Here is a 23,681-nt window from a genome sequence, read left to right as displayed (position 1 = left end):
GAGGGGGAGGTGGGTGATCCTTTGGGCGGAGGGCGTGCCCGTTGCGTGCTCGGTGGTGAGACGTGGGGTGCGGGGTGCGTTCGGGCGGTGTGGTGGGGGGTGACGTTTCTCGGGGTGGGGCGGGTCGTTGGGGGAGGTGAGGTGCGTCGAGGCAATGGGGCCTTGGCGGGAGGAAGGGAAGGTAACTGTGCGTCGAGTGAGTGCCGTTCTGGCCGTGGCTGCTGCGATGGGTGGGGTGATGGTGGGGGCGGTCGGCGCCCATGCCGCGGACAAGCCGCCGTACCGGTACGCCGACTGTGTGAAGACGGCGGAGAAGCAGAACCACGAAACGTCGCACCACGCACGGTGGCACTGCAACATCCTGGTGCAGAAGGGGTGGGTCAAGAAGCCGGGGGCCTGAAGGCCGGCGTGCGTGTGGTGGGGCGCTGGTGTTGGCGCCCCACGTGCGTGGCGGAAGGGGCGAAGTGGGGCGTGGGGGAAGGGTTTTGAGGGGCAGAGGGGGCGTGTGCGGCGTAGATTCGAGGCATGGTGAATTCGGGGTCCCTGACGCGGGACGGGTACGAGCGGCGGATGGTGCGGGCGGGGCGGGCCGCGGTGGACGCCGGGTTGGCGGGGCTGATCGTTACGCCGGGGCCGGATCTGGTGTGGCTGTGCGGGTACCAACCGACGGCCGTCACCGAGCGGTTGACGGCGTTGGTGATCGAGCCGGGGCGGGCGGGGCGGCTGCTGGTGCCCGTGTTGGAGCGGCCGGACGCGGAGCGTGCCGCGGGGGCCGGGGCGTTGGAGGTGGTGGGGTGGACCGACGGGGCGGACCCCTATGCCGAACTGGGCAAGTGGCTTGCTCCGCAGGGGCGTTACGGGGTGTCGGACGGGATGTGGGCGCTGCATCTGCTCGGGTTGCAGCGGTCGGCGCCGGCGGGCGGTTACGCGGCGCTGACGGAGGCGCTGCCGATGCTGCGGGCCGTGAAGGACGCGTACGAGGTGGAGCGGCTGGCGGCGGCGGGGGCGGCCGCGGACGCGACGTACCAGGACATCCTGGGGGTGCCGTTCGCCGGGCGGCGGGAGTGCGACATCGCGGCGGATCTGGCGCGGCTGTTGACCGAACACGGGCACAGCCAGGTGGACTTCACGGTCGTCGGGTCCGGGCCCCATGGCGCCAATCCGCACCATGAGGCAGGCGAGCGGGTCATCCAGGACGGCGACATGGTGGTGCTCGACTTCGGCGGACTGAAGGACGGGTACGGGTCGGACACCACGCGGACCGTGCACGTCGGGCAGCCGAGCGCGGAGGAGCGGACGGTGCACGAGATCGTGCGGGAGGCGCAGCAGGCGGCGTTCGAGGCGGTGCGGCCGGGCGTCGCGTGCCAGGAGATCGACCGGGTGGCGCGGCGGGTGATCAAGGCTGCGGGGTACGGCGAGTACTTCATCCACCGGACGGGGCACGGGATCGGGGTCACCACGCACGAGCCGCCGTACCTGGTGGAGGGCGAGCATCTGCCGCTGGTGCCGGGGATGTGCTTCTCGATCGAGCCGGGGATCTACCTGCCGGGGCGGTTCGGGGTGCGGATCGAGGACATCGTGGTGTGCACGGAGACCGGGGGGCGGCGACTGAACGTGACGGGGCGGGAGTTGGCGGTGGTGGGGTAGGGCCCAGTCCTCCGCGCTGACCTCGGCGTTCCGGGGGCCTTCGCCCGGGAGGGACCTTTGTCCTGGGTGGGGTGGCTCTGGTGGGGTGGGCTGCTCTCCGGGGGAGGGGGCGAGGGTGAGGCCGTCCCCTGGGCGAGGGGGCCCGTCCCTGGGGGCACGGTTGCCCGCCACCGGGGTGGGTCAAGTCGCCCAGGGGTGGGGCGGGTTACGGCTCCAGGACGACCTTGCCCATCGTGCCGCGGGATTCCAGGGCGCGGTGGGCGGCCGCCGCCTCGGCGAGGGGGAAGCGGTGGACGGTGGGGACGAGGCGGCCGGCGGCGGCCTCGGTGAGGGCGGCGGTCTCCAGGGTGCGGAGCGGGTTGAGGCCGCCCACCCGGGCCAGCATCGGGGGGCCGAGGACGGTCTCCGAGGTGAGTCCGCGCTCGGCGAGTTCGGCGTCCGGGAGCGTGAGCGGGGCGCCGGAGGACCAGCCGAAGACCAGGTGGCGGCCGCCGCGGGCGAGGAGGCCCACGGCCGCGCGGGCCGGGGCGCCGCCGACCGAGTCGAAGACGATGGTGGCCCCGGGGGCGCCGTGCCCGTCGAGGAAACTGCGGGCGAGGGCCGGCCAGTTGGTGTCGGTGTAGTCGAGGGCGAGGGCGGCGCCGAACCCGCGGGCGTGCGCGACCTTGGCCGGGCCGCCGGCCAGTCCGATGACCGTGGCGCCGACGTGCCGGCCGTACTGGACGAGCAGCGAGCCGATGCCGCCGGCGGCCGCCGGGACGATCGCGATGTCGTCGGCGGTGAGGGCGGCGCAGAGCAGGACGCCCATGGTGGTGCGGCCGGTGCCGATCATGGCGACGGCCTGGGCCGGGTCCAGGCCGTCGGGGATGGGGTGCAGCCGGTCGGCGCCGGTGACGGCCAGTTCGGCGTAGCCGCCGGGGACCATGCCGAGGTGGGCGACGACGGGCCGGCCGAGCCAACTGGGGTCGGCGCCCGCGCCGAGGGCGTCGACGGTGCCGGCGACCTCCCGGCCCGGCACGGTCGGCAGTTCGGGCAGCGGCGCGGGACCGCCCTCCTGGCCCGCGCGCAGGGCGGTGTCCAGGAGGTGGACGCCCGCGGCGGCCACGGCGATCCGGACCTCGCCCGGGCCCGGCGCGGGGTCGTCGAGGGTCTCGTGGACGAGGTTTTCCGCGGGGCCGAAGGCGTGCAGCCGTATTGCGCGCATGGTGGGGTCGTCTCCTGTGGGGAGGCAGGGCGGTCGCCTACGGGGGCGACCGGCCCTGCCGGTGGCGGTCGTCAACTGAACTGCCGCCACTGTGGTACCTCAAGTCGAGTTGAGGTCAAGGCGATGAGGGTGGCGTTGGGGGTGGGGCGGCTCCTGTGGTGGGTGGGGGTGGCGGGGTCGGTTGGTGGGGTGGGTGTGGTTCGTACGGGTCAACGGGCTTGGCCCAGTGGTGCGTTGGGAGTGCGGTCGGCGCCGGTGTTGAGGGCGAGGGAGACGGCCTCCAGGGCGCTGGTGAAGGAGACCTCGGCCAGTACACCGGGGGCCGCGACCTGGTCGCCGGCGAGGTAGACGCCGTTGCCGCGGGCGATGGCCGGGCGGTCGCGCCAGGACGTCCCGGGGAGGTCGAGCGCGCCCGAACGGCCGGTGGCCACGGAGGCGCGGCGCCAGGTGACGCGGTCGCGCCAGTGCGGGAAGCCGGCGTCGAGGAGGCGTTCGGCGCGGGCCTCGCCGTCGGCGCGGGTCTCGTCCGGGGCGATGCCGACCTGCCCCTGGAGGAGCTGTTCACCGGGCGGGGCGAGGTCCGGGTCCGGGCCGGTGAACCGCTCGATCCAGCCGGGGAAGTCGAGCCCGGAGAGCGCGAAGGGATCGCCGCGCCGGGTCCGGAGGGCGAGGTCGAGCAGGACCGTGCGGGCGCCGGTCCAGTGGAGCCGGTCGTCGCCCAGGAGGGTGCGGGCGGATGCGAGGTGGGTGGCGATGATCACCGGGGCGTTCTCCGGGAGGGTGTCGACGCGGGCCCCGGTCTCGATGCGGACGCCCAGGTCGCGGGCGCGGGTCGCCATCCGGTCGATGAGCCGGCCCCAGCCGCCGGCGACGTAGTGGGCCTCCGGCGGCAGGTTGGTGGTGCGGCGCAGCCGTTCGTGGACGAAGGCGGCGGAGAGGGCGCCGGGGTCGTGGTGGAAGGTGGCGACGCCGACGAAGTTGGCCGCGGCGCGGACGGTGGCCTCGTCGGCACGGGTGCGCGCCCAGGTGAGGAAGTCCTGGTCGACGGGGGCGTCGCGGTGCCTGCGCAGCCCCAACATGCCGAGCGGGGGCACCCGGTGCAGGGTGCCGCGGTGGAGGAAGCGCAGCCGGGCGGCGTCCTGGAGGGGCAGTCGGGCGAGCGGCTTGAGCAGACCGCGCTGCCGGAGCCAGGACCACTGCGGGCCGCGGCGGTAGAGGGCGTGCGGGCCGTCGTTGGTGCGGTAGGGGCCGTCGGCGGTGCGGGCGCGGCCGCCGAGCGTGCGGTGGGACTCGTAGAGGGTGACGGCGGCGCCGGCCTCGGCGGCGGAGAGGGCCGCGGTGAGGCCGGCGAAGCCGCCTCCGATGACGGTGAGCTTGCGGCGGGTCATGGAGCTCCTTCGTCGCGGATGGGCCGTGGGTGGGGCGGGGGCGGGTCGTGGGCGGTGGCGTCCGCCGGTGGGCGGGCGCTCACGAACGGGGACGGGTGGCGGCGTCGGAGATGTGACATGCGGGCGCGTTGAAGGGCGTTTTCGCAGGTCGGCGGCGATTGTCAGTGGGGTGCTTCAGCATGGGGTGTGGGCGTGGGGCCGGCCGCGCGGTGCGGGGTCGGGTCCGGTCCGCGGCAAGACAGGGGTACGGACGCGCCCGGGCAGGTCCGGGAGCGGAGGGAGGCGGCGAGTCGTGGCAGGGCGTGGGCAGGAGACGGTGCGGGCGGTGCGGCGGCCGGAGGTGCGGTTGCCGGAGCTGCGGGCCTATGACGGTGGGGAGTTGGAGACCGAGGGGGACTACGACGGGCTGGAGTTCACCGAGGTGGACTGCGCGGGGCAGTCGGCGCGCGGGGCCCGGTTCATGGACTGCGCGCTGCGGCGGTGCGCGCTGGACGAGACGGTGCTGAGCCGGGCGCGGATCTTCGACAGCGTGGTGAGCGGGGTGCGCGGGGTCGGCACGGACCTGTCGCAGGCGACGCTGCGCGACGTGGAGATGACGGACGCCCGGCTCGGCGGGATACAGCTCCACGGCGCGGTGTTGGAGCGGGTGGTGGTGCGCGGCGGGAAGATCGACTTCGCCAATCTGCGCAAGGCCAGACTGCGGGACGTCGCGTTCGAGGGGTGCGTGCTGGTCGAGGCGGACTTCGCGGGCGCGGAGCTGGAGCGGGTGTCGTTCGACGACTGCACGCTGGCGCGGGTGGACTTCTCCGCGGTCCGGATGAAGGACGTCGATCTGCGCGGGGCGGCCGGGCTGGACATCGCGCGCGGGGTGGACTGCCTGGGCGGCGCGGTGATCAGTTCGGTCCAACTGATGGATCTGGCACCGGCGTTCGCGGCCCAGGTGGGCGTGCGGGTGGAGTGAGGGGGCGGGTCAGATGCGGGGGAAGCGGGCCTGGAGCGCCCAGAGGGTGGCGTTGTCGCCGAGACCGTCGTGCATATCGGTGAGGTCGGCGATCAGGTCGTGCAGGAAGTCGCGGGCTTCGCGGCGCAGCGCGGCGTGGTTGAAGGTGAGGGGGGCCTCCTCGACCGGCACCCAGTCGGCCGTGACGTCGACCCAGCCGAAGCGCCGCTCGAAGAGCATCCGGTCGGCGGATTCGGTGAAGTCCAGCTCGGCGTGGACCGGGCGGGCGGAGCGGCTGCCGCGGGGGTCGGTGTCGAGCCGCTCGACGATGTCGCAGAGCGCCCAGGCGAAGTCGAGCACCGGCACCCAGCCCCAGGCGGTGGACAGTTCGCGATCGGTCTCGGTGTCCGCGAGGTAGACGTCGCCGCAGAAGAGGTCGTGGCGCAGCGCGTGCACGTCCGCGGTCCGGTAGTCGGTCTGCGGGGGGTCCGGGAAGCGCCGGGAGAGGGAATAGCCGAGGTCGATCACCTCTTGATGGTGTCACGCCCGGAGCGACACCGGTGCGGCGGAGGGGCCGAGCGAGACGGCCCCGCCGCCCGACGGTGGCGCGCCGGGCGGTCAGGAACGACACGGACGGACAGAGGGCGGGGTAATGATCATGTCTGGTTCCACGGTGAGACGTTCAGGGGTCGCGCTGGTGGCGGCGGGCGCGCTGGTGGCGCTGCCGACCCTGCTGCCCCCGCCGGCTGGCGCGGGCGCGGCGTACGCGGCCGGCCGGACGGGCGGTGCGGGGCCCGCCGGCGCCGCGCAGGGCCGGGAGCAGTGGCGCGGCGGCTGGGCCACGGCGCCGCAACCGGCGACGGATGTGTTCGGCAAGAACTGGTCCGGCAGCGGGTTCGCGCGGCAGACGGTCCGCCAGGTGGTCCGGGTCAGCACGGGCGGCTCGCGGGCGCGGATCACGCTGTCGAACCGCTACGGCGCCGTGCCGCTCAGGATCGCCGGCGCCACCGTCGGGCTGACCGACAAGGGGGCCGCGGTGCGCCCCGGCTCGGTGCGTCAACTGACCTTCGGGCACCGGCAGTCGGCGACGATACCGGCCGGTGGGGAGCTGCGCAGCGACGGCGTGGGGCTGTCCGTGCGGCCGCTCGCGGCGCTGACGATCACGCTGTACTTCGACGCGCCGACCGGCCCGGTCACCTTCCACGGGAAGGCGATGGCCACCAGCTACCGCGCGGCCGGCGACCACCGCGCCGACGTCGGCGCGGCGGCGTTCGCCGAGACCTCGTCGTCCTGGTACGTCCTCTCGGGCGTCGAGGTCGCCGGCGGCGGGCCGACCCGGCGGGACGGCATCGTCGCCTTCGGGGACTCCATAACGGACGGGTACGGCTCCACGGTCGACGCCAACCACCGCTATCCGGACGTCCTGGCCGAGCGGTTGGCCGCCGCCGGCCGGCCGCGCAGCGTGCTCGACGAGGGCATCAGCGGCAATCAACTGACCCACACCACCCCCGGGTTCGGGGAGAAGGCGCTGGCCCGCTTCCCGAAGGACGCGCTGAACGCGCCGAACGTCCGCACCGTCGTCCTGCTGGAGGGCATCAACGACATCGGGATGAGTGAGGTGTCGGGCCAGCCGGGCGAGCCCACGCCGGAGGTGTCGGCCCGACAACTGATAGCCGCGCAGCGGGAGTTGATACGTCAGGCACACCGCAGGGGCATCCGGGTGATCGGGGCGACGCTGACGCCGTTCAAGGGTGCGGCGTATTACACCGAGCGCGGCGAGCTCAAGCGCGAGGCGCTCAACGGCTGGATACGCGGCTCCGGCGCGTTCGACGGGGTGGTCGATCTGGACCGGGTGGTGTCCGACCCCACCGACCGGCACCGGATCGCCGCCGGTTACGACTCCGGTGACCATCTGCACCCGAACGACGCCGGATACCGCGCGATGGCCGGGGCGATCGACCTCGACGCGCTCTGAGGCGGGCCCGCGCGGTGCGCCCGGTGCGCCGGTGCGTCTGGGGCGTCGCGGGCCACCCGCCGCGCCCCGCCGCCCGTCACGGCACGCCCCGCCGTCCCCTACGGCAGGGTGAGGACGCGCGGTCCCTCTTCCGTCACCGCGACGGTGTGCTCGAAGTGGGCCGCGCGGCTGCCGTCGAGGGTGCGCAGGGTCCAGCCGTCCGCCGCCGTGGTGTAGTCGCTGCCGCCGCCGGCCAGGAACATCGGCTCGATCGCGATGACCAGGCCGGGGCGGAGCACATAACCGCGGCCCGGCCGGCCGTCGTTGGGGACCGGCGGGTCCTCGTGCATCGCCCGGCCGATGCCGTGCCCGCCGAAGTCCTCGGGGATGCCGTAGCCGGCCGCGCGGCCGATGCTGCCGATGGCGTGTGAGACGTCGCCCATCCGGGCGCCGACCACGGCGGCCGCGATGCCGGCCTCCAGTGCGCGTTGGGTGGTCTCCATGAGCCGGCGGTCCTCGGGGCGCTGGGTGCCGACGGTGAAGCTGGTGGCCGCGTCCCCGGCCCAGCCGTCGACGACCGCGCCGCAGTCGATGCTCACCAGGTCGCCGTCGCGCAGCCGGTAGCCGTCCGGAACGCCGTGCACGATCGCGTCGTTGACGGAGACGCAGAGCACCGCGGGGAAGGGGGTGGGCGCGAAGGAGGGGCGGTAGCCGAGGAAGGGCGAGCTGGCGCCGGCTTCGCGCAGCACGGTGCGGGCCGCCTCGTCCAGTTCGGTCAGGCGCGTGCCGGGGGCGGCCGCGGCGCGGGCCGCGGCCAGTGCGTCCGCGACCACCCGGCCGGCCACCCGCATCGCGTCCAGCGCGGCGTCGGTCTTGAGCTCCACCATCGGTCGGTCTCTCCTCTCGCCCGCCCGGCGCACGGCCGCGTCCCTCTCGACCACCGAGCGGTATTTCTTTACCGGTATTTGTTTACCGGTATTAGTATCACGACCATGGTGCGGACTCCATTGACCCCTTGGGAACGCGAGCGCGGCGAGCGGCTGGGCGCGCTGCTGCGGGCGGCGCGCGGCGAGCGGAGCATGGTCGAGGTCGCCGCGGTGGCCGGGCTGTCCGCGGAGACGCTGCGGAAGATCGAGACCGGGCGGGCGCCGACGCCGGCGTTCTTCACGGTCGCCGCGCTCGCCGGGACGCTCGGACTGTCGCTGGACGAGGTGGCCGTGCTGGCCGCGCCCCCGGAGGCGGCGCCCGGCGCCGACGGGTCGGGCAGCGCGGCGGCCTAGCAAGGGCCTGTCCGGTGGATCGGGGTCGGGCGGGCCGGGGTGCCGGGGCGCCGCTGGCGGATCGCCGCGGAGGCTCGGCGGAAGCGTCCTGGCGCGAAAAGGCCGAAGGCCGGCCCCCGTTGCGGGAGCCGGCCCTCGGCACCGGATCGGATCCGGCCGTGCCCTGGGGCGTCGTCGTCAGACGCTGACGCCGAAGTCCTGCGCGATGCCGCGCAGGCCGGAGGCGTAACCCTGGCCCACGGCGCGGAACTTCCACTCCGCGCCGTTGCGGTAGAGCTCGCCGAAGACCATGGCGGTCTCGGTGGCGGCGTCCTCGCTCAGGTCGTAGCGCGCGATCTCGGCGCCGCCGGCCTGGTTGACGATGCGGATGAAGGCGTTCCGCACCTGGCCGAAGTTCTGTCCGCGGTTCTCGGCGTCGTAGATGGAGACCGGGAAGACGATCTTGTCGATCTCGGCCGGCAGCGCGGCGAGGTTGACGTTGATCGACTCGTCGTCGCCCTCGCCCTGGCCGGTGGTGTTGTCGCCGGTGTGGACGATGGACTGGTCCGGCGTCGCGGTGTTGTTGAAGAAGATGAAGTGCTGGTCGGAGTGGACCTTGCCGGTCGCGTTGACCGCTATGGCGCTGGCGTCGAGGTCGAAGTCCGTGCCGGTGGTCGTGCGGACGTCCCAACCGAGGCCGACCGTAACGGCGGTCAGGCCCGGTGCCTCCTTGGTGAGCGAGACGTTGCCGCCCTTGGACAGGCTTACAGCCATGGGATGTCCCTTTCCTCTTCGGGTCGCGCCGACCTGGGGCCGGTGGGGTCGCTGCTGCGGGTGGTGTCGGTGATGCTCACGGTGGACCCGCCCGAAAGCGGGGCCGCCGTCATCCACCTCAACGTCCCGGGGACACCGGCTGGTTCCAGCTTTCTTTACCTTCTTTGCCCGATCCTGGTGCGGTCGGTGGGGGCGCTCCGCGGCCCCGCCGCGGGGTCCGTCGGCGGTGGCCGAGAAACCGAGGTGACGGGCGGCCGCGGGCGCGGGATCATGGGGGGCATGTCCGGGCCCCATGTCATCCGAGGTTCGGTCGTCCTCCCGGAGGCCGAGCTGGTCTGGCGGTTCTCGCGCTCCTCCGGCCCGGGCGGCCAGCACGTCAACACCAGTGACAGCCAGGTCGAGTTGCGCTTCGACCTGGCGCGGACGAAGGCGCTGCCCCCGGTGTGGCGGGAGCGGGCGCTGGAGCGGCTGGCCGGCCGGCTGGTCGACGGGGTGCTGACGGTGCGCGCCTCCGACCACCGCTCCCAGTGGCGCAACCGCGAGACCGCGGCGGTGCGGCTGGCGGCGCTGCTCGCCGAGGCCACCGCGCCCCCGCCCAGGCCGCGCCGCAAGACCCGCATCCCCCGGGGCATCAACGAGCGTCGGCTGCGCGAGAAGAAGCAGCGCGGCGACACCAAGCGGGGCCGCTCCGGCCGCGATTGGGGCTGAGCCGGCCGGTCGGTCGGCGGCGGCCCGACGGCCGGGCCCGGACCCGCGGCCGGCCCCCGCTCACGTCAACTGCCGGTACTTCCCCCGGAAGTACGCCAGCGGCCCGTCGTCCTCGTCGGACGCGGTCGTCGCCAGGACGCGTCCGATGACGAGGGTGTGGTCCCCGGCCACCACCCGCTGCTCGGTCCGGCACTCCAGCGTCGCCAGCGCGCCCCCGATGAGCGGAGCACCGGACGCTTCGCCCCGTTCAGATGGAATGTCCTGGAAGAGCAGTCGGTCGCTGATGCGGCCCTTCATCGCGAAACGTGCCGCTACCTGCCGTTGGTGGCCGGACAGCACCGAGACGGCCCACAGCGGCTGCTGCGCCAGCAGGTCGTCCATCCGCGAGTCGTTGCGAACGCTCACCATCACCAGCGGCGGGTCGAGGGACACGGAGAGGAATGCCGTGGCGGTCATGCCGACGTCCTCGCCGCGCGGCCCGGCATCCGGATCGTGGGCGGTGATCAGCACCACGCCGGCGGCGAGGCGGGACAGTGCGGCACGGAACTCGTCGTCACTCACCCCCACAGCATGCGCGATCGGCCCGTCACCCGGCACGGAGGCGAGGGCGACGGTGGGTGCGGCGGCCGAGCCGGCGGCCGGGGCGGTGGCAGGGGTCTTCGTGAACACGCCATGAACGCTAACGTCGCCCGGCGCGGGTGCGCATCGGACCCCGGGACCACCCGCGTCCTAGGTCCCGCGGCGGAGGCGGAATCGTTCGGGGCGGGTCGCGCGGGCGTTCCGAGGATGGCTGGAATTTGCGTTCAGGAACCCTTCGGGAGGTGTCCGGGTGGCGGTTGCGCGCGCGGATGAGGCGCTGGTCGGCGGTCCGTAACGACCCGTCACTCCTTGTGACTTGAGTCACATGAGCCGCTAATTGTTGACCCTGTGTACCGAGTGAACAGCTCACTGTGATTCAGTGAGCGAGGAATCGGACGACGAAGAAACCCGGTGGAGTTGCTGTCGAGGTCTCAGGGAGAGCGAGCGATGGAGACCGAGTCGGAGCCCTATGTCCGTCTTGCGACCCTGCGGCAGCTACACCGAGTGGTCGCCGAGTTGAACACCGCCCGCAGCCTTGCGGACACCTTGCAGTCCGTCGCCGACGGGGCGATCGCCGGGCTCGGCTACGAGCTCGCCGCGGTCAACCTCGTGCGGCAGGACGGCGACCTCGTGGTCGCCGCGGTGGCCGGCAGCGCGGGCGCGGAGGCGCTGATGGCCGGGCGGGTGGGCTCGCGCGCCTCCTGGGAGCGCCGGTTGGCCATGGGGGAGCGCTGGGGCGAGCTGTGCTTCATCCCGTACACCGAGGGCTGGGTCCTGGATGACGACGACGTGCCGCAGTGGCACACCGCCGGGCCGGCACCGCGGTTCCCCGACGAGTGGCACCCGATGGACCGCCTCTTCGCACCCATGTACACCGCCGCCGGCGGCAAGGGCGAGCTGCTCGGCGTGATCTCCGTGGACCGGCCGCGCAACGGACGGCGCCCCGGCCCCTGGGGCCGAGAGGCGCTCCAGATGTACGCGTTCCAGTCCGCCATCGCGATCAGCAACGCCCGGCTGCGGGCCAACATGCAACGCGCCCTGGTCCGCCTGGAGCGCGAGCAACAGGCCCTGCGGGCAAGCGAGGAGAGCTTCCGGCAGGCGTTCGAGTACGCGCCGAGCGGGATGGCCGTCGCCGAGATGGGCGGCGACCAGCACGGCCGGCTGCTGCGCACCAACGACGCGCTGTGCCGGCTGCTGGGCCGCCCGGCCTCCGGGATGCGCCGGCTGTCGTTCTCCGACATCTGCCACCCCGAGGACATCGGCACGCTGCTGCGCACCTCGGCCGAGGGCGGCCGCGCCGAGCTGCGGCTGCAGCGCCGGGACAGCAGCTACGTCTGGGTCTCGCTGCGCAACTCGGTGGTCGCCGACACCACCGACGGCCCCCGTTTCCTGCTCACCCACGTCGAGGACATCGAGGAGCGCAAGCGGCACGAGCTCCAACTCGCGCACCGGGCCAGTCACGACTCGCTGACCGGCCTGCCCAACAGCGCCGAGCTGCGGACCCGGCTCTCGGGCCGGCTGTGCGCCCACCCGCCGAGCGCGCTCGCCGACGCCTACGCCTCCTCCGGTGCGGGCGGCGATCCGCGGGCCCCGCTGGGCTTCGCGGGGGACGGGGAGCCGTTCGACGGGCTCGACGGCTTCGAGGGCGAGAAGCCCCGGCCGACGCCGCGCGGTGCGCTCCCCTTCGACCACCACGTCCACCTCTCCGCGCCCGCCGACGGCGCCGAGGACGACGGCGCCAAGGGGCTCGCGGTGCTCTTCTGCGACCTCGACGGCTTCAAGTCGATCAACGACCGCTTCGGGCACAACACCGGCGACGCGGTGCTGATCGAGGTCGCCCGCCGGCTGACCAGCGGCGTCCGGGACGGCGACACCGTCGCCCGGCTCGGCGGCGACGAATTCGTGGTGCTGGCCGACGGGTTGGGCACCGCCGACGCCCAGGACCTCGCCGTCCGGCTGCGGAACGCGATCATCCCGCCGATCCGTGTCGAGGGCCGGGCCGTCCGGGTCGGCGCCAGCTTCGGCATCGGGTGGGCGAGCTGCGGGATGACGGCCGAGGAGGTGCTGGAGTCCGCCGACCAGCGGATGTACGTGGAGAAACGGCGGTCCAAGAGCAACCGCCGGGCGGCGGGCTGACCGCCCGGCCCACCCGCCGGCCCGGTGCCGCGCATCTCACACCGCCCGCGTCCTGCCTGGGCACCGCCCGTTCACCGCGCCTTGGTGATCTTGTGCGTGGACGGGGACGGCGTGGCCCTGCTCCGACGGGGTAGGCTGCGCCGATGCGGCGCGGCGGCGCCAGGGTGGCCGCAGAAGGCCGGGCGCGTGCACGGCCCGCGAACGTGTACGGACGCGCACAGACGCGTAGAGACCGCTTGGGAGTGACACGGAATGACGGCCGGCAACAACGGCGCGGACACGCCGGAGAACGACGACCCCTTCGCCCACCTGTACCGCTCGGAGGGCGGCGAGGGCGGCTCGGGGTCGGGCGTCGGTGCCGCGCGGCAGCCCGGCGTCCCGCGGACCTCCTACAACCAGGTGCGCGCGGTCGGCGAGCGGCAGTACGGCAACCAGCAGGGCCCGCCGGCGTACAACCGGCCGAACCCGACCTACGCGGCCCCGGAGACGCTGCCCGGCAGCGGTGGCGGCGACCGCACCCGCCCGACCCCCGGGTACGGCCAGGAGCCGCGCAAGGGGCGCAACGGCCTGTTGATCGGCGCGGTCGCGGTGGTCGCGGTGGTCTGCATAGGCATCGGCGTGGCGATGCTGACCAACTCCAAGGACTCCGCCAACGACACCGCGAACAAGCCGGGCCCGACGGCCGGCGACTCGGTCAAGCCCAGCGACAACCCCTCCACCAAGCCGACCCCGGGCCAGCTCCCCAAGGACGACGCGGGCGCACTGCGCCTGGACGGCGGCGCGACGACCGCCAAGGACATCCCCGGCGCCCGGACCGCCAGCGGCTCGTACGTCACCAACATGAACAACCCCGGTGCGTCGGCGACTTGGACGCTGGACGTGCCCAAGTCCGGGGACTACACCGTCTTCATCGGCTACGGCGTGCCGGGCAAGGCGGCGGACTCCACGCTCACGGTCAACGGGAACGCCAGTCCGCGGGCGATAAACATGGGCAACTTCGCGAACGCGGCGGACGGGGACTGGGCGAAGGGCTGGACCCGGACCTTCTCCTGGATACAGCTCAACAAGGGGGCGAACACCATCAAGATCTCCTGCGAGCAGAACAACAAGTGCGACTTCAACCTCGACCAGGTCTGGCTGAAGGCCGGGCACGTGAAGGGCTGACGGGCCTCGTTGACGTCGGCACGGGCCCCTCACGCGCCGCCGGGACGTTCCGTCACCACCACGTGCGGCAGGAGTTCCGCATAGGTCGTGGCGTCGAACTCGCCGGCGGCGGGGGCCCGTACGGTCGCGGCGGAGAGCGCCACCGCGCGGCTCAGCCGGTCCGGCCAGGGCAACTCCTCGACCAGGCCGGAGAGTAGGCCGGCCACGGCGGAGTCGCCGGCGCCGGTGGGGTTCCCGGCGATCCGGCGGGGCGGGACGGCCTGCCAGGCGCCGTCGGCGGTCACCGCGAGCATCCCGTCCGCGCCGAGCGAGGCGGCCACCGCATGGGCGCCGCGGCGGCGGGCGGCGCGGGCGGCGCGCAGCGGTTCGGTGCTGCCGGTGAGGGCGGCCAACTCGTCGGCGTTGGGCTTGGCGAGGTCGGGGCGGGCGGCCAGGCCGCGGCGGAGCGGTTCGCCGCTGGTGTCCAGCAGGACGGGGACGCCGGCGGTGCGGGCGGCGCGGGTGAGCCGGGCGTAGACGTCCACCGGGACGCCGGGCGGCAGGCTGCCGCAGAGGGCCACCGCCCGTGCCTCGCCCAGGAGTTCGCGGTAGGTGCCGAGGAACGCGGCCCACTCAGCGGGGGAGACGGTGGGGCCGGGCTCGTTGAGCTGGGTGGTGTCGCCGGTGCTCGCGTCCACCACGGCGATGGTGCGCCGGGTGGCGCCGCCGACCGGGACCAGCGCGTCGGTGACGGCGGTCTCCTGGGCGAGCAGGTTGCGCAGTGCCGCACCGGTGCCGCCGCCCGCGAAGCCGGTGGCGACCGTGCGGTGGCCGAGCGCGGCCAGCACCCGGGCGACGTTCAGGCCCTTGCCGCCCGGGCGTTCGGTGGCCTCGGTGACGCGGTGGGTGGTGTGCGGGCGGAGCCGGGGGACGCGGTAGGTGAGGTCCAGGGCGGCGTTCAGCGTGACCGTGAGGATCATGGTCTCCCCTCCGGGAGGAGGCCGGCCGGACGGCCGTGGGTGAGGGCACCGCGCTCCGCGGTGGCATACGGACAAGTGCGCGAGCGATCATGCCATCGCGAACGGCCGTTGGCCCAGACCCGGGTCGGCCACCCTGTGGCGCCCGGCCGCCGGTGTGGCGGCCGGGCCGGGGGAGACCAGGGGTACCCCAGTGGTGGCCGGGGAGATCAGACGCCCGGCGGGCGGACCACCCAGGAGCCCTGCCGCACCACGCCCACCACGTCGTGGGCGGCGTCCAGCACCACCAGGTCGGCGTCCTTGCCGGCCTCCAGGGAGCCGGTCCGGCCGGCGATCCCCAACAGGCGGGCGGGGTTCGCCGACAGCATCTGGACGGCCTGGTCGACGGGGAGGCCGTCGACGGTGACGGCCCGTTTGAAGGCCCGGTCCAGGGTGAGCGTGGAGCCCGCGATGGAGCCGGCGGTGGGGCCCTGGCTGATCCGGGCGACGCCGTCGGCGACCTCGACCGGCATCGGGCCGAGGTAGTACGTGCCGTCGTTCATCCCGGCCGCGCCCATCGCGTCGGTGATGAAGGCGACCCGGTCGGCGCCGGCCTCGCGGACCGCCATCTGCACGATCGCCGGGTGCAGATGGGTGCCGTCGTTGATCAGCTCGACGGTGATCCGGTCGTCCTCCAGCAGCGCGGCGACCGGACCGGGCGCGCGGTGGCCGAGCGCGGGCATCGCGTTGAAGAGGTGGGTGGCGACGGTGGCGCCGGCGTCGATGGCCTGGCGGGTGGCCTCGTAGGAGGAGTCGGTGTGGCCGATCGCGGCGATCACGCCGGCGTCGGCGAGCAGCCGCACCGAGTCCAGGCCGCCGGGGAGTTCGGGGGCGACGGTCATCATCACCGCGGTGCCGCGGGCGGCGTCGAGCAGCCGGCGCACGGCGGCGGGGTCCGGGTCGCGCAGCAGCTCGGGCTGGTGGGCGCCGCAGCGGTGCGGGGAGATGAACGGACCCTCGAAGTGGGCGCCCACCAGGTCGCCCTGCTGCGCCAACTCGGCCAGCACGGCGGCCTGTCGGGACAGGTCGTCCAGGTCGCCGGTGACGGTGGAGCCCACCATCGACGTGGTGCCGTGCCGGCGGTGGGTGTCGATGACCCGCAGGCACTCCTCGGGGTCGGCGGACGAGAAGGAGCCGCCGCCCCCGCCGTGCAGGTGCATGTCGATGAAGCCCGGGACGACGAGGTGGCCCGTCAGGTCGACGACGGTGGCCGGCGCCGGCCGTTCGTCCCCCTCGGGCGCGGTGTCCGGCGGCAGGCCGAGGTCGTCGCCCCGGCTGTGGACCGCGGTGATCCGGGTGCCCTCGATGGTGATCCGGCCGTCGTCGGTGACGCCGGAGGGCCGGGCGATCCGGGCGCCGGTCAGGACGGTGCGCCCGGCGTCCGAGGGGCGGCCCGCGGACTGTTGCTGTGCCATCAGGCGGTTACCTCCGTTGCGAGAAGATCCCAGGCGAGCAGTCCTGCGCCCAGGCAGCCGGCGGCGTCCCCGAGGGCCGCCGGGACGATCGAGGGGAGGTGCTGGAAGGTCACGCGCGCCCGTACCGCCTCCCGCAGTGGGGCGAACAGCGTGGCGCCGGCCTCCGCGAGCCCGCCGCCGATGATGATCGTGTGCGGGTCGAGCAGGGTGAGCGCGGTGGTCAGGCCGTCGGCGAGCGCGTCCACGGCGCCCTGCCAGACCTCCTGGGCGCGGGCGTCGCCGGACTCCACGGCCTTGGCGCAGTCGACGGCGCCGGCCTGCGGATCGCCGCAGACCTCAGCCCAGTCGCGGCCCACCGCCGCGGCCGAGGCCACCGCCTCCAGGCAGCCGAGCTGGCCGCAGCCGCACCGGCGCCCACCGGGCCGGACGACGATGTGGCCGATCTCGCCGGCGCTCCCGTGGGCGCCGGCCTCGATGCGGCCGCCGGTCCCGATGGCGCCGGCGATCCCGGTGCCCAGGGGGACGAAGAGGAAGCGGTCGGCGTCCCGGCCGGCGCCGATCCGGCCCTCGGCCAGGCCGCCGGTGCGGACGTCGTGGCCGAGCGCGACCGGCACCCCGCCGAGCCGTTCGGAGAGCAGGGTCCGCAGCGGGAGGTCGCGCCAGCCGAGGTTGGCGGAGTAGGTGGCGATGCCGGTGGTCTCGTCGACGATGCCGGGGACGGCGACGCCGGCGGCCAGCGCGGTGCTGCCGAACCGCTCCCGGCCGGCGTCGCGCAGGTCGGCGGCGAAGCCGAGGATCGTCTCGACGACCGCCGCGGTGCCGCGCTCGCGCCCGGTGGGGCGCCGCGCCTCGTACAGGAGGGTGCCGTCCGCCCCGGCGAGGGCGGCCTTCATTCCGGTGCCGCCCACATCAAGGGCGATGACGTGTTTCACGGGGGACAGTGTCGCGCGACCCCCCAATAAAGGTCTAGTCCACTCACCGTGCTGATCGCCACGTCGCGGGCGCCGTCGAGTGCCGCTGCCCGCTCTCGGGCACGCCCCGCGTCGCGCCCGCTCTCACGGAGGGCCCCGACCTGCACAACGGACGGGGGCGATAAGGGAAGTGGCGGGTGGGTGGTGTAGACCTTGTGGGGGGACAGTGGAGGGACCCGCTGTTCCGCGTCGTGCGAGGGCGATCCCCGAGGCGGCGGAGGGAACACCCGCATGTGCGGAATTCGGGACAAAGGGGCGGTAACAGCGGTGCGACGGCGGTACGTGAGCCTGGCGGCGGCGGGACTCACCGCAGCCCTGACCCTGACTCTCACCGGCTGCGGCAGCGGCTCCGGCGACAACGGCGTGACCCTCACGCTGGTCGCCGCGGACTACGGGGACAGTAAGGCCAACAGCTCCCGGCACTACTGGGACGACCTCGTGCACGCCTTCGAGGAGCAGAACCCCGGCATCAAGGTCGACGTGCAGGTCTACAACTGGACCCAGGTCGACAAGAAGGTCGAGGACCTGGTCCACGCCGGCAAGGCCCCCGACATGGCACAGATCGGCGCCTACGCCGACTACGCCGCCCACGGCAAGCTCTACACCGCCGACGAACTGCTCTCCATCCCCGTCCAGGCCGACTTCACGCCGTCCCTCGCGGGGGCCGGCGAGTACCAGCGGAAGCAGTACGGCATGCCCTTCGGGGCCAGCACCCGGCGCCTCTTCTACAACAAGAAGCTGTTCGCCGACGCCGGCATCACCTCCCCGCCGCAGACCTGGAACGACATCGTCAACGACGCCAAGGCGCTCAAGGCGCACGGCGTGAAGATGCCCTTCGCGCTGCCGTTCGGCCCGGAGGAGACCCAGGCCGAGACGCTCCAGTGGATGCTCGCCGGCGGCGGTGACTACACCGACAACATCGGTAAATACAGCATCAATTCGGCCGAGAACGTCAAGACCTTCGAGTGGCTCCAGAAGGAGCTCGTCGGCAAGGACCTCACCGGCGGCGACCCCGCCAAGGTCAACCGCGAGGACGCCTTCGCCGCCTTCGCCGACGGCAACGTCGGCATGCTCAACGGCCACCCCACCCTGATGAAGCAGGCCGAGGCCAAGGGCATCGACTACGGCACCGTCGAACTCCCCGGCCCCAACGGCAAGGCCAAGGCCACCATGGGCGTGGCCGACTGGATGATGGCCTTCAAACAGAACGGCCACCGCCAGCAGATCGGCACGTTCCTGAACTTCGTCTACAGCGAGAAGAACGTGCTGAAGTTCTCCGCCGACTACAACCTGCTGCCGGTCACCACCTCCGCCTCCCAGGCGATGCTGGCCGACGACAAGTTCAGCAAGCTGCACGGCTTCCTCAACCAGTTGCCCACCGCGCACTTCTACCCGTCCGCCAAGACCTCCTGGCCGCTGGTCTCCAAGACCATCAAGGCCCGGATGGGCATCGCGGTCGGCCCGCAGGGCAACCCCTCCGCCACCCTCACCGACATCCAGAACACCGCGGACATGGCGGACAACAGCGCGCAGTAGCGCCCCCCCTTGCCCGCCCCGGGCCCGGCCCAGCCGCCGGGCCCGACCCGCCGGGCGCCGGGCCGGTGGGCTTATCGTGGAAGCGTGACCAGGGACGGCGGGACGGGATGACGGACGGCAGCGACGAGGGCGCCGCACGCGGGCTCTCCGCCCGCGACGAGGCGGTCCTCGCCGTCGAGCGCCGCTCCTGGCCCGGCCCCGGCGCCAAGGAACGCGCCATCCGCGAGCAGCTCGGCATCTCCCCGACCCGCTACTACCAGCTCCTCAACGCGCTGCTCGACGACCCCCGCGCCCTGGAGCACGACCCGGTGACCGTCAACCGGCTGCGCCGCGTACGAGACGCGCGCCGGTCGCGACGCTGACCCGACCTCCACCCCCAGAAGACGGCGCTGCGCGCCGGCCCTCCCTCCCGCCGCCCGACCTCCGCCCCCAGATGACGGCGCTGCGCGCCGGCCTCCCTCCCGCCACCCGACCTCCACCCCCAGAAGACGGCGCTGCGCGCCGGCCCGCCGGTTTTGTGCGCCCGTACACCCGGCGTGCGCCCGTGTTCCGCCGGTAGGGTCGGGTCATGGGCACCCCGAACGCCGCGCCACCCAACGATCCGGTACCGGACCCCACCCCGGCGCCGTCCGCCGTCCCGCTCCCGGACACCGCAATCGGCCGCGCGGGCCTCACCGCCCTGCTGGCCCACCCCGAACGCGCCGTCGTCGCCCTCGACTTCGACGGCACGCTCGCCGACATCGTCCCCGACCCGGCCAAGGCCCGCGCTCACCCCGGCGCGGCCCGGGCCCTCGCCCGGCTCGCCCCGCACCTGCGCGCGGTCGCGGTGATCACCGGCCGCCCGGCCGCGGTCGCGGTCCGCCTCGGCGGCTTCGACGGGGTGCCGGGCCTGGCCCACCTCTCCGTCCTCGGCCACTACGGCGCCGAGCGTTGGGACGCCGCGACCGGCGCCCTGCACGCCCCCGCCCCGCATCCGGGCATCGCCGCCGTGCAGGCCGAACTCCCCGGCGTGCTGGACCGTTCCGGGGTCTGGCACGGCACCTGGGTCGAGACCGCGGTGGAGCGCAAGGGCGGCCGGGCCGTCGCCGTGCACACCCGCCGCGCCGCCGATCCGCAGCGCGCCTTCGACAAGCTCCGGGAGCCGCTGGCCGAGCTCGCCGAACGACACGGCCTGATCGTCGAACCGGGCCGGCTGGTACTGGAGTTGCGCCCGCCCGGCATGGACAAGGGCGTCGCGCTCGCCAACTGGGTGGAGGAGACCGGGGCCGCCGCCGTGCTCTACGCCGGCGACGACCTCGGCGACCTGGCCGCCTTCGGCGCCGTCGAGAAGCTCCGCTCCGAGGGGACCGGCGGCGTCCTGGTGTGCAGCGGCAGCAGCGAGGTCACCGAACTCGCCGACCGCGCCGACCTGGTCGTCGACGGCCCCAGGGGAGTGGTGGCCCTGCTCGACGCCCTCGCCGACCGGATCGAGGACTCACCGAAGGAGCCCGGGGAGCCGGCGGGGGCGGAGCGGCCCGGGGGGCCCGCTACTCCTTGAGTCCCAGGGAGGACAGCGCCGTCGTCCAGTCGTGCGCGATGGCCTGCTGGGCCTTGGCCAGCTCGACCTTGTTGCCACAGATGGCGGCCTTGAGCTTGTTCTCCACGCCGTCCTTGGGGTTGTTGGGCCCGGCGCCCGGCTTGTGCCCCGGGGACGGCGGCTCGACCCAGAGGTTGCGCGGGTCGTTGGGGTCGCCGCCCAACTGGAGGCTGATGAGGTGGTCGTACTCGGCGTCGTGCAACGAGCCGGTGTAGCCGTACGACTTGGCGTTGGCGGTCTTCTCCCGGTTGGTGATGCTCACCGGCGGCCGGATGCCCTTGGTGTAACCGCTCTTGCAGATCGTGGCCTTCACCGTCTGCGGGGTCACCTTCGGATTGGTCGCCCCGGGCGTGCACTTGGGGTCGGGCAGCGGCTGCTTGTCGGCCGTGTAGTGGACGTGGCAGCTCCCGGGCGCGGGCTGCTGCTGCACCGTGTACGCGGACTGCGGACCGGGGCCGACCGGTATCGCCCCGGACGGTGCGGACGCGGAGGAGGAGGCGGAACTGCCGCCTTTGGAGTCGGGGCTGTTCTTCCCGGACGAACACCCGGCGACCGTGGTCGCCAGGACGGTGACGGCCGCAACTGCGGCCCACCGGGCGGAACATGACCGTGCGCTGAGAGCCATGGACAAGGACTACCCCGCTTCGGCCCGCTCCAGCCGCGGCACGGGCGCGTGCGGGAGCACCCGCGGGGCGGACGCGCCCGCCGGCTAGCGCTCCCCGCGGAACCGCGCGCCGACCTCGCCCTGATCGGTCTCCCACCACGGCCGGGTCAACTCCGGCCGCGGAGCGTCCGCTTCCGACTTGGCGGCCGCCGACACCGCTGCTGTCGCCGACTCCGACACCGCTGCCGCCGTCGGGGCCGTCGCCGCCGGTCCGGCCACCGCCAGCTCCCGGTCCAGCCGGGCGTCCAACGCCGTCGTCTTGCGCCGCTCGTCGCGCACCCACTCCGCGAACACCGCGATCATGAACGGCAGTCCGACCAACTCCGCGATGGTCAGCATCAGTCCGCCGCCGATCATCTGGTCCTGCTGGAGGCTCGGGTCCCACGGCCGGTGCTGGGTGGCGTACCAGCCGCCCGCGATCAGCGTCCCGCTGGTCATCACCACGATCCCGGGCACCGCGTCCACCAGCCCGTCCACCAGCACCAGCAGCGCCCGCACCGGGTGGCTGCACCACGACGGCAGCAGCTCCTCCCGGGTGAGCATCGGCAGCACGAAGAGGCTGCCGACCACGAGCAGTTGGAGGTACATCAGCTCGTGCACCGGGCCGTGCCGCAGTGCCGTGGGGAAGTACGGGGTGAAGTAGATCGCCAGCTCGGAGGAGAGCACCAGCACCGTGCTGACCAGCGGGAAGGTCAGGAAGCGGAGCAGGCGGCCGGAGACCGTCGCGCGCAGCCAACGGGCCGCGCGCCGCTCCGGCGGCAGCGCCCTGAGCGCCAGCGACAGCGGGTCGCCCAGCGCCAGGCCGAGCGGCGCGATCAGGTCCAGCACGATGTTCTGCACCGCGGCCGGCCAGAACAGCTCGTGGTCGTAGACCGCCAGCCCCGACATGGTGGCCACCGCGATCGCGCCCAGCCCCAGCCCGGCGAACGCCACCACCCGGGCCGCCGGCCAGCGCTCCCCGCGCCGGGCCAGCCGCGCCACGCCCCAGGCGTACAGGCCGCCCAGGACGACGATCAGGACCAGTGCGTACGGATCGGGCTGCCAGGTGCCGAGCAGCCGGCCGGCGGTGAGCTCCGGCAGTCCGGCCGCGAGGGTCTGCGCGGGCGGGCCCGCGGCCGGGACGAGCGTCGTGGTCGCGGCCGCCGCGAGGGGGGAAACTGTCACGGCCCACCACGCTAGCCCCGCCCGCTGACGATCTACCGGCGGGGCACCCCTCGCGGGCGGCCGGCGGTCACTCGCCCAGTGCCCGCAGTTGCTCCAGGAACCACCGCGTGGGCGGCAGCGCCGTCGCCGCGGCCGCCAACCGGGCGCAGCGCGCGGCCCGCTCCCCGGCCGGCATCGTCAGCCCCGCGTGCAGCGCCCGCGCGGTCTGCGCCACGTCGTACGGATTGACCGTGAGCGCGTCCGCGCCCAGCTCCTCCCAGGCGCCGGCCTCCCGGGAGAGGACCAGGGCGCACCCCGCGTCGGAGACCACCGGCACCTCCTTGGCGACCAGGTTCATCCCGTCCCGGATCGGGTTGACCAGCGCCACGTCCGCCAGCCGGTACGCCGCCAGCGACCGCGCGAAGTCGTCCTTGACGTGCAGCACCACCGGCTGCCAGGTGGCCGTCCCGTATTCCGCGTTGATCTCCTCGGCGAGCGCGCCGACCCGCGCGGTGTAGTCGCGGTAGACGGCCAGGTCCTGCCGCGAGGGGTAGGCGAACGCGAGGTGCACCACCCGCTCCCGCCACTCCGGCCGGTCGGCCAGCAGCCGCCGGTAGGCCAGCAGCCCGCGCACGATGTTCTTGGACAGCTCCGTCCGGTCCACCCGGACGATCGTCTTCCGGTCGGCCCCGCCGATCTGCTCGCGCAGCGCCGCCATCCGCTCCTCGACGTCCGGCCGCCGGGACCGCTCCCGCAGGAACTCCGCGTCCGCGCCCAGCCCGTGGACCCCGATCCGGGTCCGGTGCGCCTTCTCCTCCGGCACCACCGTGACCACGCTCGGCGTCTCGTGCCGCGGCCAGTGCGCGGTGCAGTCCGGCCCCAGCGCCCGCTCGCAGCAGGCGGTGAACGCCCGCGCCCAGCGCTCGGTCAGGAAGTTGGCGCGGTCGGCGCCCAAGATGCCGAGCAGCAGCCGCCGTTGGACGTCGTCGGGCAGTATCGCGAAGTACTCCGGCGGTGCCCACGGGGTGTGCGAGAAGTGCGCGATCCGCACGTCCGGCCGGGCCTCGCGCAGCATCCCCGGCACCAGCGCCAGGTGGTAGTCCTGCACCAGCACCGCGGCCCCGGGGCCCGCGCAGTCCGCGAGCGCGCCGGCGAACGCCGCGTTGTACGCCTCGTACGCCGCCCACTGGTCCCGGAAGTCCGCGTCGAACGCCGGCTCCAGCGGCGTCTGGTACAGCATGTGGTGGACGAACCACAGCACGGAGTTGGCGATGCCGTTGTAGGCCGCGGCGTGCACCTCCGCCGGGATGTCGAGCATCCGCACGCGCTGCCCGCCGGTGTCCGCGACGTCCAGCGGCCCGCCGGTCCGCCGCACCGCCTCCCGGTCGCCGTCCCCGAGCGCGGCACAGACCCACACCGCGTCTGTCTCCGGCCCGATGGCCGAGAGTCCCGACACCAGCCCCCCGCCGCCCCGCTTGGCGGTCAGTTCCCCGCCCGCTCCCAGGGCGTACGACACGGGTCCGCGGTTGGACGCGACGAGGACCTCGGCACCTGGCTGGACCGGACTGCGCTCGGAGACCGTCTCGGAGACCATGTCGCGACATTAACCCGTCGGGGAACCGCGCAAA

The 23,681-nt window shown here is 74.0% G+C and carries 23 protein-coding genes; 11 read left to right on the top strand and 12 right to left on the bottom strand.

The genetic code is table 11. The features are described 5' to 3' along the window. Window positions 1-214: 214 nt before the first annotated feature. Together PV796_RS16565 and PV796_RS16560 are read left to right on the top strand one after the other, a co-directional pair. Window positions 215-400 carry a hypothetical protein gene (locus PV796_RS16565; protein WP_274914002.1) on the top strand — a complete coding sequence of 62 codons (186 nt, stop codon included), beginning with the start codon at window positions 215-217 and terminating at the stop codon, window positions 398-400. A 125-nt stretch (window positions 401-525) separates the two neighbouring features. Then, complete coding sequence (locus tag PV796_RS16560) at window positions 526-1,647, top strand: aminopeptidase P family protein (RefSeq protein ID WP_274914000.1); 1,122 nt, start codon at window positions 526-528, stop codon at window positions 1,645-1,647. A gap of 205 nt (window positions 1,648-1,852) precedes the next feature. Here PV796_RS16560 and PV796_RS16555 read toward each other — a convergent pair whose 3' ends face one another. Both PV796_RS16555 and PV796_RS16550 read right to left on the bottom strand, forming a co-directional pair. Beyond that, the gene (locus PV796_RS16555; RefSeq protein WP_274913998.1) at window positions 1,853-2,851 is read right to left on the bottom strand and encodes a zinc-binding dehydrogenase; all 999 of its coding nucleotides are present in this window, start codon (window positions 2,849-2,851) and stop codon (window positions 1,853-1,855) included. 209 nt (window positions 2,852-3,060) lie between these two features. Further along, entirely contained in the window at window positions 3,061-4,239 is a 1,179-nt protein-coding gene (locus PV796_RS16550) for an FAD-dependent oxidoreductase (RefSeq protein ID WP_274913997.1), read from the bottom strand. 316 nt (window positions 4,240-4,555) lie between these two features. On the opposite strand from PV796_RS16550, the gene PV796_RS16545 reads away from it, so the two are divergent. Continuing rightward, entirely contained in the window at window positions 4,556-5,200 is a 645-nt protein-coding gene (locus tag PV796_RS16545; RefSeq protein ID WP_274919064.1) for a pentapeptide repeat-containing protein, read from the top strand. 9 nt (window positions 5,201-5,209) lie between these two features. Here PV796_RS16545 and PV796_RS16540 read toward each other — a convergent pair whose 3' ends face one another. After that, a complete protein-coding gene (locus tag PV796_RS16540) occupies window positions 5,210-5,707 on the bottom strand; it encodes a hypothetical protein (RefSeq protein WP_274913996.1) in 498 nt (165 codons plus the stop codon). A gap of 124 nt (window positions 5,708-5,831) precedes the next feature. Between PV796_RS16540 and PV796_RS16535 the strand changes: the two genes are divergently transcribed. Beyond that, window positions 5,832-7,154 (top strand): SGNH/GDSL hydrolase family protein, encoded by a 1,323-nt coding sequence (locus PV796_RS16535; RefSeq protein WP_376565638.1) that lies wholly within the window; start codon window positions 5,832-5,834, stop codon window positions 7,152-7,154. Between the two features lie 98 nt (window positions 7,155-7,252). On the opposite strand, the gene map is transcribed toward PV796_RS16535, so the two are convergent. Next, entirely contained in the window at window positions 7,253-8,020 is a 768-nt protein-coding gene (gene map / locus PV796_RS16530) for a type I methionyl aminopeptidase (RefSeq protein WP_274913993.1), read from the bottom strand. Between the two features lie 105 nt (window positions 8,021-8,125). Here map and PV796_RS16525 point away from each other — a divergent pair, with 105 nt between their 5' ends. Continuing rightward, window positions 8,126-8,413: a helix-turn-helix domain-containing protein gene (locus PV796_RS16525; protein WP_274913992.1), complete on the top strand. Its 288-nt coding sequence runs from the start codon at window positions 8,126-8,128 to the stop codon at window positions 8,411-8,413. Window positions 8,414-8,590: 177 nt separating this feature from the next. Here the strand turns inward: PV796_RS16525 and PV796_RS16520 are convergent, their stop codons facing one another. Then, window positions 8,591-9,166, bottom strand: coding sequence for a TerD family protein (locus PV796_RS16520; RefSeq protein ID WP_274913990.1), 576 nt, complete (start codon window positions 9,164-9,166; stop codon window positions 8,591-8,593). Window positions 9,167-9,445: 279 nt separating this feature from the next. Between PV796_RS16520 and arfB the strand changes: the two genes are divergently transcribed. Further along, window positions 9,446-9,874 (top strand): alternative ribosome rescue aminoacyl-tRNA hydrolase ArfB, encoded by a 429-nt coding sequence (gene arfB / locus PV796_RS16515; RefSeq protein WP_274919063.1) that lies wholly within the window; start codon window positions 9,446-9,448, stop codon window positions 9,872-9,874. Window positions 9,875-9,934: 60 nt separating this feature from the next. Here arfB and PV796_RS16510 read toward each other — a convergent pair whose 3' ends face one another. Further along, complete coding sequence (locus PV796_RS16510; protein ID WP_274913989.1) at window positions 9,935-10,543, bottom strand: flavin reductase family protein; 609 nt, start codon at window positions 10,541-10,543, stop codon at window positions 9,935-9,937. 357 nt (window positions 10,544-10,900) lie between these two features. Between PV796_RS16510 and cdgB the strand changes: the two genes are divergently transcribed. Both cdgB and PV796_RS16500 read left to right on the top strand, forming a co-directional pair. After that, window positions 10,901-12,589 carry a diguanylate cyclase CdgB gene (gene cdgB, locus PV796_RS16505; protein ID WP_274913987.1) on the top strand — a complete coding sequence of 563 codons (1,689 nt, stop codon included), beginning with the start codon at window positions 10,901-10,903 and terminating at the stop codon, window positions 12,587-12,589. A 252-nt stretch (window positions 12,590-12,841) separates the two neighbouring features. After that, window positions 12,842-13,753, top strand: a complete 912-nt coding sequence (locus PV796_RS16500; protein ID WP_274913985.1) for a CBM35 domain-containing protein — start codon at window positions 12,842-12,844, stop codon at window positions 13,751-13,753. 29 nt (window positions 13,754-13,782) lie between these two features. Here PV796_RS16500 and PV796_RS16495 read toward each other — a convergent pair whose 3' ends face one another. The 3 genes from PV796_RS16495 to PV796_RS16485 all read right to left on the bottom strand — a co-directional run bounded on the left by PV796_RS16495 (window position 13,783) and on the right by PV796_RS16485 (window position 17,095). Continuing rightward, window positions 13,783-14,712 (bottom strand): 1-phosphofructokinase family hexose kinase, encoded by a 930-nt coding sequence (locus PV796_RS16495; RefSeq protein WP_274913984.1) that lies wholly within the window; start codon window positions 14,710-14,712, stop codon window positions 13,783-13,785. Between the two features lie 206 nt (window positions 14,713-14,918). After that, window positions 14,919-16,163, bottom strand: coding sequence for an N-acetylglucosamine-6-phosphate deacetylase (nagA, locus tag PV796_RS16490; RefSeq protein WP_274913983.1), 1,245 nt, complete (start codon window positions 16,161-16,163; stop codon window positions 14,919-14,921). Next, window positions 16,163-17,095, bottom strand: a complete 933-nt coding sequence (locus PV796_RS16485; protein WP_274913982.1) for an ROK family protein — start codon at window positions 17,093-17,095, stop codon at window positions 16,163-16,165. Before PV796_RS16485 ends, nagA begins: the two co-directional genes overlap by 1 nt. Window positions 17,096-17,401: 306 nt before the next feature. Between PV796_RS16485 and PV796_RS16480 the strand changes: the two genes are divergently transcribed. From PV796_RS16480 to otsB, 3 genes are all read left to right on the top strand, one after another. After that, complete coding sequence (locus PV796_RS16480; RefSeq protein WP_274913981.1) at window positions 17,402-18,670, top strand: extracellular solute-binding protein; 1,269 nt, start codon at window positions 17,402-17,404, stop codon at window positions 18,668-18,670. A gap of 107 nt (window positions 18,671-18,777) precedes the next feature. Continuing rightward, complete coding sequence (locus PV796_RS16475) at window positions 18,778-19,032, top strand: DUF3263 domain-containing protein (protein ID WP_274913979.1); 255 nt, start codon at window positions 18,778-18,780, stop codon at window positions 19,030-19,032. Between the two features lie 206 nt (window positions 19,033-19,238). Beyond that, window positions 19,239-20,207, top strand: a complete 969-nt coding sequence (gene otsB, locus PV796_RS16470) for a trehalose-phosphatase (protein ID WP_274913978.1) — start codon at window positions 19,239-19,241, stop codon at window positions 20,205-20,207. Here otsB and PV796_RS16465 read toward each other — a convergent pair. The 3 genes from PV796_RS16465 to PV796_RS16455 all read right to left on the bottom strand — a co-directional run bounded on the left by PV796_RS16465 (window position 20,197) and on the right by PV796_RS16455 (window position 23,647). Further along, window positions 20,197-20,871 (bottom strand): hypothetical protein, encoded by a 675-nt coding sequence (locus PV796_RS16465; RefSeq protein WP_274913976.1) that lies wholly within the window; start codon window positions 20,869-20,871, stop codon window positions 20,197-20,199. The genes otsB and PV796_RS16465 overlap by 11 nt on opposite strands. A gap of 84 nt (window positions 20,872-20,955) precedes the next feature. Then, on the bottom strand, window positions 20,956-21,990 hold the full coding sequence (locus tag PV796_RS16460) for a cytochrome c oxidase assembly protein (protein WP_274919062.1): 1,035 nt from the start codon (window positions 21,988-21,990) through the stop codon (window positions 20,956-20,958). A 151-nt stretch (window positions 21,991-22,141) separates the two neighbouring features. Beyond that, the gene (locus PV796_RS16455; protein ID WP_274913974.1) at window positions 22,142-23,647 is read right to left on the bottom strand and encodes an alpha,alpha-trehalose-phosphate synthase (UDP-forming); all 1,506 of its coding nucleotides are present in this window, start codon (window positions 23,645-23,647) and stop codon (window positions 22,142-22,144) included. Between the last annotated feature and the right edge of the window lie 34 nt (window positions 23,648-23,681).

Origin of the sequence: Streptomyces sp. WZ-12, assembly GCF_028898845.1 — a bacterium.
GTDB lineage: Bacteria > Actinomycetota > Actinomycetes > Streptomycetales > Streptomycetaceae > Streptomyces.
Note: the sequence above shows the minus strand (reverse complement) of the source record. Positions and strands in the feature narration are given on the sequence as shown.